The sequence below is a fragment of the Microcoleus sp. Pol12A5 genome (assembly GCF_036701435.1).
In the GTDB taxonomy this organism is placed as follows: Bacteria; Cyanobacteriota; Cyanobacteriia; order Cyanobacteriales; family Microcoleaceae; genus Microcoleus.
Genome location: NZ_JAUBQU010000013.1, coordinates 70,057 through 81,327, shown reverse-complemented (window position 1 = coordinate 81,327; position 11,271 = coordinate 70,057). Strand labels below are relative to the sequence as shown.

Annotated in this window: 8 protein-coding genes; 2 read left to right on the top strand and 6 right to left on the bottom strand. The window is 45.9% G+C overall.

The window, feature by feature from the left end:
- Nucleotides 1-323: 323 nt before the first annotated feature.
- The 3 genes from QUA45_RS05910 to QUA45_RS05900 form a co-directional block, all read right to left on the bottom strand.
- Nucleotides 324-1,136: a carbon-nitrogen hydrolase family protein gene (locus QUA45_RS05910; protein WP_333219919.1), complete on the bottom strand. Its 813-nt coding sequence runs from the start codon at nt 1,134-1,136 to the stop codon at nt 324-326.
- 245 nt (nt 1,137-1,381) lie between these two features.
- Nucleotides 1,382-1,510: a photosystem I reaction center subunit IX gene (psaJ, locus tag QUA45_RS05905; RefSeq protein WP_333037175.1), complete on the bottom strand. Its 129-nt coding sequence runs from the start codon at nt 1,508-1,510 to the stop codon at nt 1,382-1,384.
- Nucleotides 1,511-1,627: 117 nt separating this feature from the next.
- Nucleotides 1,628-2,116, bottom strand: coding sequence for a Photosystem I reaction center subunit III (locus tag QUA45_RS05900; protein ID WP_333037176.1), 489 nt, complete (start codon nt 2,114-2,116; stop codon nt 1,628-1,630).
- A gap of 330 nt (nt 2,117-2,446) precedes the next feature.
- Here QUA45_RS05900 and tsaD point away from each other — a divergent pair, with 330 nt between their 5' ends.
- Both tsaD and QUA45_RS05890 read left to right on the top strand, forming a co-directional pair.
- Nucleotides 2,447-3,520, top strand: a complete 1,074-nt coding sequence (tsaD, locus tag QUA45_RS05895) for a tRNA (adenosine(37)-N6)-threonylcarbamoyltransferase complex transferase subunit TsaD (RefSeq protein WP_333095543.1) — start codon at nt 2,447-2,449, stop codon at nt 3,518-3,520.
- A gap of 60 nt (nt 3,521-3,580) precedes the next feature.
- The gene (locus tag QUA45_RS05890) at nt 3,581-4,072 is read left to right on the top strand and encodes an N-acetyltransferase family protein (RefSeq protein WP_333095545.1); all 492 of its coding nucleotides are present in this window, start codon (nt 3,581-3,583) and stop codon (nt 4,070-4,072) included.
- 46 nt (nt 4,073-4,118) lie between these two features.
- Here the strand turns inward: QUA45_RS05890 and QUA45_RS05885 are convergent, their stop codons facing one another.
- The 3 genes from QUA45_RS05885 to QUA45_RS05875 form a co-directional block, all read right to left on the bottom strand.
- Nucleotides 4,119-4,859, bottom strand: a complete 741-nt coding sequence (locus QUA45_RS05885; protein WP_333095548.1) for an HAD family hydrolase — start codon at nt 4,857-4,859, stop codon at nt 4,119-4,121.
- Nucleotides 4,860-5,099: 240 nt separating this feature from the next.
- Nucleotides 5,100-9,317: a chemotaxis protein CheB gene (locus QUA45_RS05880; protein ID WP_333219917.1), complete on the bottom strand. Its 4,218-nt coding sequence runs from the start codon at nt 9,315-9,317 to the stop codon at nt 5,100-5,102.
- A 237-nt stretch (nt 9,318-9,554) separates the two neighbouring features.
- The gene (locus QUA45_RS05875; protein ID WP_333095551.1) at nt 9,555-10,964 is read right to left on the bottom strand and encodes an adenylate/guanylate cyclase domain-containing protein; all 1,410 of its coding nucleotides are present in this window, start codon (nt 10,962-10,964) and stop codon (nt 9,555-9,557) included.
- Nucleotides 10,965-11,271: the final 307 nt, after the last annotated feature.

Below are 11,271 nucleotides of genomic sequence, written 5' to 3'. Positions count from 1 at the left end.
GACTCATTACCTAGCTATAACTGTTGCCTCGTTTACCTATCTTTACATACTTCAGTCTTTTCAGCCCGACCTACTTATTAGCTGTTCATCTACGGGAAAAAACAATATATTAAGCTGTGGGGGCGAGAGTCACCTCCGATCGACAATATCACTCATCGATCAGCGTAAATCCGTCCCCACCCGCTTATTGTTGTCGATCGCACCCACATGAGCTAAGTTTTTTTGTGTACGAACCGACACAATTCCTCGCGACAATAAAAACTTTTCAGGTCTTGTCGCTAACGGGGAATGAAATTTTGAGATTAATTAATCTCAAAATTCATTCACAGAAAAACCCGGTGTTGCAGCGACGGCATCTGGCGGCGGACTTGTTCTAATCTATCGGGATTAATTTCTGCGATCGCCACACCAGGTTCGTCACCGGCATCCGCCAAAACCACACCCCAAGGGTCTACAATCATCGCGTGACCGTGAGTTTGACGGCGACCGTAGTGGCGGCCTGTTTGTGCAGGGGCGATCGTATAACAAGTATTCTCGATCGCCCTAGCTTGCAACAACACCTTCCAGTGATCCTTGCCAGTGTAAGCCGTAAACGCCGCGGGCACAAACAAAATATCAGCCCCCTTGTATGACAAATGCCTGTACACTTCCGGGAACCGCACGTCATAGCACACCGAAAGTCCCAGCGTCCCCAAATCCGGCGACACATAAACAGGCGGCAAATCTTCACCAGCTTTCACAGTGTTCGATTCCCTGTAAGTAATGCCGTCTGGCACATTCACATCGAACAAATGTACTTTTCTGTACCTTGCCACTTCAGTACCGTTTTGGTCTACCAGCAAAGAGGTATTGTATACCTTCCCCCCCTCTGTCGGCACCGGAAATCCGCCGCCCAGAATCGTTACCTGGAACCGTTGGGCCATCGTTTTGAGGAATTTTTCGCTCAGGAGCCCGATCGCCTCTGCTGAAGCAATCTTTTCCTCCTCTTCTCCCATAAACGAGAAATTTTCTGGTAAGGAAACTAACTCGGCACCCCGACGTACTGCCAGGTCGATTAATTCCTCTGCCTGAACCAAATTTTTTTGCAGGTCAGGCAAGCTAGTCATTTGAATTGCTGCGGCGAGATAAGACTTCATCGATTCACAATATTAGTCATTAGTCATTAGTCATTAGTCAGTAATCATTAGTCATTGGTAACTAATTTGATAACTAAATAGTTGATATCCTTTGATTTTACCCAGTCATAAAGCTGTCTAGCACGAACTGCTATGGTTTGAGAGTTTTGATATTTGAGCTTTAAATTAACCTGTAACTCATAATTCAAAAATCAAAACTCTCAACTTTTACCTCCTAGGTTTTGCAACCTAATTGGCCTTAAATCTTAAGGCATTGGATGGAAAAGCAGGTCGGGGAAAAAGCGGTTAAATTCAATTAAAGCCGCAGCTTGAATAGATATCCAAAGGATAGCCAATACTGGTGCTGTCGAAAGAAACTTGACAAAGTATTGCATGAATTCTGCTCCTAAAAATTCGAGACAGTTGGTAATTGCCGATCGGTCTGTGGCTAATTGCTAATTTCCAGTTAATTAATTAACTGTTAGCTATTAGCTCTTCTCCATTTCCCAATTTTAGCGGGGGGAAACAGTAATTTCGTCGTCCTTCGCAAACATTTCACCGCTGGTGATTGATGTGAGAGCTGCCAGAGGCCATAAAACGCCGCTCAGCATACATTTGATTGCCAAAGGAACGTCGATAATAATCTCTTTTTCCTCTGGGGTTGCTGATTTTTTGGTAACTTGCAGATAAGAACGGCCCACCCAACCAATCCAACCTGCGATATACAAGAACAGTATGCTAGGAATCAAAAAGTCCCCTGCTTTGCTCAAGTTGCCGTCTACGATTAAGTGCGGGTATCCTTCAGGGCCGCACATAGCTTGGGAATAGCGATCGAATCTTGCTTTCGCAGATGCCGGGTCGCCATTGGTAGAACGTGCATTTTTAGCCAGTTCCTTGAATTCGGGAGAGTCCTTGCACGGCACTAAATTGTAAGCCGAAGCAACTGGAGCAAAACTGATCCAGACACTCAACACTAAAATTGCAGCAAACAATCGTCGCATGGAATTGTTTCCTTTTGTTACAAAACAATAAGTTTTTGTACAAGCATTTCAACTTGCCGATCTGGAATCCAGATTACCGTGTTTGTTGACAGTGTAAAGTATCCATCATTGATGCGGCAAATCCCAATAGAATGAGGGATTAGCGTTTTCATAGGTCAATGCTGAGCTAGCAATACCGCGAGGATATTCCTTCCTTGCATCAGATGATGACCTTACCTGTCGATCGGTCAAAAATCCCTTAACTATAACCTGAGTACAGGTAGAGGAGGGGACTTGCGCCGAATTAGTTAAGCTAGCAATAACTAACCTATCAAATAAAATTACCAGTTAATGGCAACCATTTTCGCAATCGAAACAAGTTGTGACGAAACAGCAGCAGCAATTGTTAAGAATCGTCAAGTTTGCAGCAATGTTGTAGCATCACAAATTAAAATCCACGAGCAGTTTGGCGGAGTAGTGCCGGAAGTGGCTTCGCGGAGTCACCTAGAAATGCTAAATCAGGTAATTGCCCAGTGTCTCGGTGAAGCAAACCTGAGTTGGTCAGAAATTGACGGCATTGCAGCGACTTGTGCCCCCGGTTTAGTAGGTGCATTGTTGGTCGGGCTGACAGCGGCAAAAAGCTTGGCAATAGTCCATCAAAAACCTTTTTTAGGCGTCCACCACCTCGAAGGGCACATCTACGCTTCTTACCTTACCGAACCAGACTTGCAGCCACCGTTTTTGTGTTTGTTAGTTTCCGGCGGACACACTAGCTTTATTTATGTCAAAGATTGCGGCGTTTATGAAACTGTAGGACACACGCGAGACGACGCCGCCGGCGAAGCTTTTGATAAAGTTGCGAGACTGTTGCAGCTAGGATATCCCGGCGGGCCGCTGATTGACAAATTAGCCGCCCTTGGCAATCCCCAAGCATACCCTCTACCAGAAGGCAGAATTTCCTTGCCTGGTGGCGGCTACCATCCTTACGACAGCAGTTTTAGCGGGTTGAAAACCGCAGTTTTGCAATTAGTACAGAAACTCAAGAAACAAAATAACAATGTGGGTGCTGAAGGCATCTTGCCTGCCTCTACAATTAATGATATTGCGGCTAGCTTTCAGGAAACAGTAGCCAAGGGTTTAACAAAAAGAGCGATCGACTGTGCCGTAAATTTCGGGCTTTCCACTATTGTAGTCGGTGGGGGAGTTGCAGCAAACAGCGGACTGCGAAAACACTTACAAGCAGCAGCAGCAAAACATAACTTGCGAGTATTATTTCCGCCATTAAAATATTGTACAGACAACGCAGCAATGATTGGCTGTGCCGCTGCAGAACACTTGCAGCGAGGACACACATCGCCCCTGACTTTGGGAGCAAATTCGCGGATGGCCCTCAGCGATATTATGGAACTGTACAAGAGTCATTAGTTATTAGTCATTAGTCATTAGTCATTAGTCAACAGTCAACAGTTAACCGTCAACCCAACGATGAAAATTCGCGACGCAGAAGAAAGCGATTTGCCAGCAATTGTCCAAATATATAACGCAGCAATACCGGGAAGAATGGCCACAGCAGATTTAAAGCCAGTCTCAGTCGAAAGCCGCCTCCCCTGGTACAGAGAACACTCGCCCAATTACTGGCCGATTTTGGTAATGGAATCAGAACAAAATATTGTTGGCTGGCTGAGTTTTCAGCTTTTCTACGGACGCGCCGCTTATCAGCATACAGCAGAAGTTAGCATCTACGTCGCACCCGATCGCCAACGCTGCGGCATCGGACAAAATTTATTGCAATCGGCAATTGTACGGTGTCCCGAATTGAAGCTTAAAACTCTCATAGGCATAATTTTTGCTCACAATCAGCCGAGTGTAAGATTGTTTGAGAAATTTGGCTTTCAGCGGTGGGGATATCTGCCACAAGTTGCCGAACTTGACGGCTTTGAAAAAGATGTCGTAATTCTGGGTTTGCGTTGTCCGTAGGAAGTGATATCAATTCCGGTGGCACCGGAATTGATGCGATGTTTGCTCAATCTGCTAAAATTTTAATTTCATCCAAAGATGCGATCGCCACATCAGCATTTTCCAAATGACTAACCTGGGCCTTTCCCCAACAAATCCCGATACAGCCAGCAGCGCCCGCATTTTTACCCATCTGAATATCGCCCGCTGAATCTCCCACCATCAAAGTTGCGGCGGGATTTACTCCGAGTTTCTCACAAGCTTGCAAAAACAATTTCGGATCTGGTTTATGAACCGTTGAATCAACTCCCATTTCTAACTGAATCCACTCGGCTAATGCGTGGTGTTTCACAAATTTTTGCACCGATTCTGTTGTAGCCGCCGAAAGAATTCCCAGTTTTAAACCCGCTTCCGAAAGATATTTCAGCACTTCCAAACTGCCGACAAATAAAGGAGAAACAGCACTATTTTTAAACATTTCGTCAGCTTCGTCAAAAGCGCGGCGCGCAATAGTTAAAGATTCCAGCCATCCCCTGCCGGTTTCGGCGATGTATCCCGCCGCCACAATCTCATTTTCCCTACGACTACCGACTGCTAGCAAGCCCGTGGGGTCAATGCTGCCGCCTTCGATGCCGAAAGCCATTTGTAAAGGCTCTCCAACGCCCGGAATTTGAGCGTCTGCGAGGCGCGATCGCTTAATTCCCAACAATCTCAAAAATTCTTGAGAATCCTCTAGAGTGCCGTCTTTATCAAAGATTACGGCTTGGATATTCGAGAAGGTAATGCCCCGACATTTAATAGTTACCAAGAATCTAAACTCCGTAATTTTTATATTTTTTTATATCTTCCCATATGGCGCTATTTTTGGCAATTTTTAATTGCCCGCCCTCGTTGTGTTCCTACAAAATCATGTCCAACATTAGACATCTCCAAGAATCATTGTGGGACAGGCATCTTGCCTGTTCAAAACAGGCTTTTCTGGAGCTAATTATTGTTGTGTTTATACAAAATTAGGACACAAAATTGTTGTGTTACTACAATCAATCCATTAAAATCGTCCTACTAAATTAGCCACCATTAATCCTAGTACAACCGGCTGGATCGGCTTAACCATATGCCTTTGAAAACCAGCTTCGATCGCCCTTTCGCGTTCTTTATCGCCCGCATAGGCAGTCAGCGCCGCGGCGGGGATTTCTCCTCCGGCTTCCGCAGCAAGAGCTCGCACTTCTCGAATTAAGAAATACCCATCTTCCTCTGGCATTCCGATATCGGAGATTAGCAAATCATATCTGCCCGGATTTTCAGTCAAAGCAGCGATCGCACTTCTGGCAGATTCAACTGCCAAAACCTCCGCCCCGTAGCCTTCAAGCACAAATTGCAAGAAGTCGCGGGTATCGATCTGATCGTCTACGGCTAAGATCTGCAAGCCTTCTAGAGAGGGGACGCGATCGCTAGAGGTGTTTAAAGGCTCTACCAAATCAGTTGAGTTTAAATCGATCGCCGATGTCAACTCTTGAGGCAGCGATCGCAACGGCAATCTCACAGTCATTGTAGTTCCTTGTCCCTCACCCGGACTTTCGGCTTGCACCGTTCCCCGGTGCAATTCAACCAGGTGACGCACGATCGACAAACCCAATCCCAGCCCTTGATTGGTCTTAGTGCTGCTGGCATCGCCTTGATGGAAACGATCGAAAATATACGGCAAAAATTGTGCCTCAATGCCTTTTCCCGTATCGCTGACTCGAAGTTGAGCATGATTCTCGATCGCCGATAGCATGATTTCCACTCGTCCCCCCGCCGGAGTGAACTTAATCGCATTAGACAGAAGATTCCACACAACTTGCTGCAAGCGATTGATATCCCCTAAAACACTCGTAGAAATCAACTCCGAAACAATTTGAATGTTTTTTGCTTCGGCGGATAATTGCACCCCGTCCAGCGCAGCTTGCACCACTAACCGCAGATCGATCAGACAAATGGACAGTTGAAGCTTGCCACTCGTAATCCGGGAAATATCGAGGATATCTTCGATTAACTGAGATTGTGCCCTCGCGCTGCGCTCGATCACCTCTAGAGCGTTAGTAAAGGCTACTCCCTCAAGCTTGCCAGAACGCAGAACTTGTAACCACCCCAGGATCGGAGTCAGGGGATTGCGGAGCTCGTGGGAGAGATTCGCGAGAAATTGATCTTTAGCACGGTTGGCTGTTTCTGCTTGTTGGCGGGCCAACTGTTCGTGCTCCAATAACTCCGCTCGTAGGGTGTCAAACTGCTTGCGATCGGTGATATCCTCGATCGACAACAGAATCATTAAAGCTTGGTCTTCTCGTTCAAGTTTACAAGCATTCAGCAGCATGGTTTTCTGCCCGCTCTGCTCAAACAAGTGATCCAACTCAAAGTTTTCAAGCTGAACATCACTCACCAGAATATCTTCCAGAATCCATCGCAATTGGGGGATATTCCACTGCCCGTTGCCTAGCTCAAACAGCGAAGATTTTGCTGTTTCTGACGGTGAAACCTGAAACATTTCATAGAACGAGCGATTTGCTTTATTCACTCGGAAATCAGCATCTAGGACGACTAAGGGCGTTCGCACAGTTTCCACAATGGTTTCAGAATAATTTCGGGCCTCCTCCAAGGTTCTGGCACTGCGTTTAAGAGCATCAATATCGAGCAAAACAATCACCACACCGTCAATCTGGTTTTCCGTTGTCCGGTAAGGACGAATGCGGAGGTTGTACCAATATCCCGATAAAGTTTGAACTTCTTGTTCTTTCGTCTGCAGAGTATCAATCACCTCCAAAATCATCTGTTCCAAGTCAGGAACGTTCAGAGTTGAGCGGATGTCGCTAAAAGGTCGTCCAACATCTGTGGGAATCACACTAAAAATTTGCTGTGCCGTTGGCGTAAAGCGTCGAATCTGTAAATCGTTTGTCAGCATTAAGATAGGGATATTGATACTGGAAAGCAAATTTATCAGATCGTTATTGACCAGGTTTTGTTCAATATTTCGGCTGCGAAGTTCCTCGTTAGTGGTAGTCAGTTCCTCGTTAGTAGCTTGAATCTCTTCTTTGGCAGTTTCTAACTCCTCGTTGGTGCTTTGCAACTCCTCGTTGCTCGATAGGATTTCTTCGTTGGCAATTTTGATGTCTTGGTTGAGATTTTCGTGTTCCTGGATCACTGCTTGCAGTTGCGCTTGCACCGCAGTTTTGTCTTGGTAAGCGCTTGCAAGTGCCTGCCTCAGCAGCTCAATTTCGCGCACTAAATCAGCTTGCTCGAAGCTTTCAGAAGGGAGGGCGGTGAGGTTAAGCACGGGGGGTGAAGCCTGTTCAAATAGCACCAAAAAGTAGCGTCCTTCGACGGCCTGTGGCTGAAACGGAATCACCTCAAAATTGACGGTACTCGATCGTCCGGCCGATTCAACAACCGATACCCCTTCTTTCCTAACGGTGACGTTCTGCGTTTGTGCCTGATAAATAGCGGTGCGAAGCTCAAGCAGCAAGCCTTCCCTGGCCATTGTCAGCAAGTTTAAGTCGGGCGTTCCGAATGCCAGTCTCAAGTAAGGATTGAGGTCTCCCCGCACTTGCAGGATGTTCATGAGCTCGTTGACAACCACACCTGCTAGGGGATAGCGATTCAAAATCAGTTGGTCTGTTTCTCGCTGTAAATCAAAGCTATTTGTCAAATTTTCCTTCACCCCCTGGCGTTCGCGTGCTTTAGCTACGGGATAGGAACTCGGCGTAAACGAAAAAGTCGGACGAGTCGCCGTCAAGTTTTTAGCATAAATTTTAGAGTTTTTATCCACTGAAGTAAACAAGTATGAGAATTTTCCGGTGCTTTCAGAAGTGCCTAACAAGAGAAAGCCATTTGGGTTAAGACTGTAATGAAAAATGGGCATCAATTTTTTTTGCAAAGACTCTCCCAAGTAGATGAGTACATTGCGACAGCTAACTAAATCGAGATTGGAAAAAGGCGGGTCGCTGCCTAAGTCTTGTCGGGCAAATACACAGAGTTCGCGGACTGCCTTGCTGATTCTATAGCTACCTTCTTCTTGGGCAATAAAGTAGCCAGTACGCCGTTCTGGTGAAACATCTACCATCTGGTTTTCTGAGTAGACGCCAGACCTCGCTTTGCCAATTGCCTGTTCGCTAATGTCTGTGGCAAAAATCTGGATCGGTGGCTGGATGACTCGATCGCTCAAAAACTCTAACAAGCAAATCGCGATCGAATAAACTTCTTCACCTGTGGAACATCCCGCCACCCAAATCCGAATCGGAGTTTCGGCCGATTTATTTTGGGTAATCCTGGGGAAAACCAGTTCTTTTAACTTTTCAAAGGCTTCGGGATCGCGGAAGAAATTGGTAACGTGGATCAGAATTTCTTCATACAGGGCTGTGACTTCAGCCGAATTGTGTCGAAGGTGTTGGGCGTAATCGTTCAAGCTTTCCAGCTTGTACAACACCATCCGCCGCTGAATGCGTCGAGCGATCGTGGTGGGTTTGTAGTGGCTAAAATCAACGCCTGTGCTCGATTTTAGCAGCGCAAAAATAGTTGCCAGGGCATCTCCCTGTTCGAGCGATTCCTCAACTTTTGTCATGGGAAGCGAGCCAGTGAGAAGGGGATTGTGACTGTAGTTTGCCAGTTCCTCCGCAATTTTTTCCGGTGGCAGAACGAAATCGACATTGCCTGTGGCAACAGCGGTATTCGGCATACTATCAAATTTTGCTGTGTCTTGACATTGAGCAAAAGTCATGCCTCCGGCTGCTTTGATTGCCTTGAGCCCGAGTGAACCGTCTCCGTCTCCCCCGGATAAAACTACGGCGATTGCTTTGTGCCCGCGATCGATCGCCAATGAGGTAAAAAACGCATCTCCCGGCAGATATTTGCCGTAAATCTTCTCGCGCGGTGATAGTTGCAGCACGCCTTTAGATAGCACCATCTTGGTATTGGGCGGAATAACGTAGACTTGATTGGGTTCTACAGCTACACCGTCTTTTACCTCATTCACAGGCATTTGCGTCGTTCTGGCGAGAATCTCGCTCAGCAAACTTTTGTGATTGGGATCTAAATGCTGAATCAGCACAAACGCCATACCCGTATCGATGGGTAAATGGCTCAGTAACCCCGTGAATGCTGCCAAACCTCCTGCTGAGGCAGCAATCCCAACAATAGGAAAGGGTGCATCGGTTTCGGCTAATTGTTCGCTGTCGATGGCGACTGGTGCGATCGATTCGGGTGTATTTTCTGGAGATTGTTGAGGAGAAGTCATGATGGGAAGTCCTCGACTTCAGTTATTTAGTAGAATAGATACCGCGCCAGCCTAATGCTGAGTAATTCGGGCTATTTTTATCAAAGCGTACTTAAGTGATGGGCATTATGAAGCTCCATTAAGGATGAGCTACACTGTGGGAGCCATGAGCTGAGCGCTATCGAACACTTCTATATGCTGTTGGGGCGATCGCAACAAGAGGCTGGCAATAACCAAGTAGTATATTTGCTTGCCTACTTAGCTTCTGTCAGCAACCAGTGTAGAAGAAAGTGCGATTACTGATTCGGTATTAATTCTAGCAGTATAAGCGATTTGTGCGCCTTGTATTCCTTTTAAATCTTCTACTCTTTTTTGAATTTCGGAGACTCCAGCAGCTTTTAATGCTGTTAAAAATGCTTCGTCGCTGTAAACATCTTCGGAAAACGAAACTTCGTCACTTTTAGAAAGATTTTGAATGCGGGCGGCTTTGTTGACTGTCGAGCCAAAATAGTCGATCGAATTATTAAGATTTACCAGCAAAGCCGTACCTCGGTGAATGCCAATCCTGACTTGAATCCACTCTTGTGCTTGGCGAGTGGAGTTATACTCTCTCAAACACGCTACAGCACCAGCGGCAGCCATAATTGCTTGTTCGTTGCTGATAAAGGAAGCCATGACGGCATCGCCGATGGTTTTAATGACTTTACCGTTAAATTTCTCGATCGACTCAAAGAAAATTTCAAAATGATCGCGCACAATATTGTAAGCTTTGGTATCTCCCAGTGTTTCGTACATTCTGGTAGAACCGGTAATATCAGTAAACATAATAGTAATCGCCCGAATCTTGACTCGCTCTCTTTCCGAGATTACTCGATCGCCGAACAAACGCTTATAATCCGGGTGATGAAGCAGTTGCATTCCTGACAGCCGCAGGGGCAGTTGTTCTAATGTCAATTCATCGGGCAATTCATCTGAATGCAAAATTAGCCCCGACAAATTGTGTTCGCTATTAGTTAATTCTATCTTGAGTTTTCCCGGACGCACGGCCAGGTCTTTTTTATCGAAATCTGGGCCGGCCAACTGCTGGAGTTTAATTTCTTGTATCTCTTCTGTTTTTTCGCCTTCAACCTTTAAAATCCCTTTAGCTAAAGTCAAGGGACAGCAGTAGCGGTATCGACCTTCTTCTAAGGTGACAGTCTCGGATTCGGTGCAGTATAAAGGCGTTACCAGTTGCAGTTTGCTCAGGAGTACGGGAGGGGGAGCGCAGACGGGCCGCAGTTGCGGGTCTTCGATTTCTTTGTTCAGGGAAAAAGTAACTTCGACGCGATCGAGCAAATCAATTTTAAACTCGCGCTCGCACATCGGGCAAAAAGACATTTCTGATGTGTCTGCCAAATCCTTAAATTCTTCTGTAATCATGTTGCAGTGGGGGCAGTGAATATCCCAGTGCAAGTCGAAGGCACCAGCTTTCACTCCGTGCAGAAATTCCGAAGTAATTCTTTTAATATTCTTGACTGTATCCCCTGCGACGTAGTAAGGGTTAATCCGCAATCTCTGCAAAATGTGGGAACCGATTAACCATTTTTCGATTTGGTCGATCGTTCCTTTGCTAGAATTAGGACGTTTTTTAAGCTGTTCTAATTTTTCTTTTAATAGTTCGATGTTCATTATCGGCTTGCCTCTGAGCGTTAGGGCAAGAAATTTATAAGGATTATGATGTGTGATTTGCTCGTCGGGTTTGTTCTTGCCTGAGAATTCTGATGAGTTTGCACTTGTGCGGATGTCCCTGATGTTTGTAAATCTTAACAAATTAGCAGCATAAAGGCTATGCCTATTTAGGCAGAGCGAGCTGCAACGTGTAATAATTCAAAGTGCGATCGCTGCATTGGTCTACAGAAATAAGTTAAATCTCGGTAATTAAGAATGGGGAATTGGCAATTGGGAATGGAAAATGCAGAATTGGGAATTGTCAACC

What these genes read in the sequence shown, in the direction of transcription:
- QUA45_RS05910 (WP_333219919.1), bottom strand. Translation starts at nt 1,136, where the DNA reads ATGAAGTCTTATCTCGCCGCAGCAATTCAAATGACTAGCTTGCCTGAC.
- psaJ (WP_333037175.1), bottom strand. Translation starts at nt 1,510, where the DNA reads ATGCAATACTTTGTCAAGTTTCTTTCGACAGCACCAGTATTGGCTATC.
- QUA45_RS05900 (WP_333037176.1), bottom strand. Translation starts at nt 2,116, where the DNA reads ATGCGACGATTGTTTGCTGCAATTTTAGTGTTGAGTGTCTGGATCAGT.
- tsaD (WP_333095543.1), top strand. Translation starts at nt 2,447, where the DNA reads ATGGCAACCATTTTCGCAATCGAAACAAGTTGTGACGAAACAGCAGCA.
- QUA45_RS05890 (WP_333095545.1), top strand. Translation starts at nt 3,581, where the DNA reads ATGAAAATTCGCGACGCAGAAGAAAGCGATTTGCCAGCAATTGTCCAA.
- QUA45_RS05880 (WP_333219917.1), bottom strand. Translation starts at nt 9,317, where the DNA reads ATGACTTCTCCTCAACAATCTCCAGAAAATACACCCGAATCGATCGCA.
- QUA45_RS05875 (WP_333095551.1), bottom strand. Translation starts at nt 10,964, where the DNA reads ATGAACATCGAACTATTAAAAGAAAAATTAGAACAGCTTAAAAAACGT.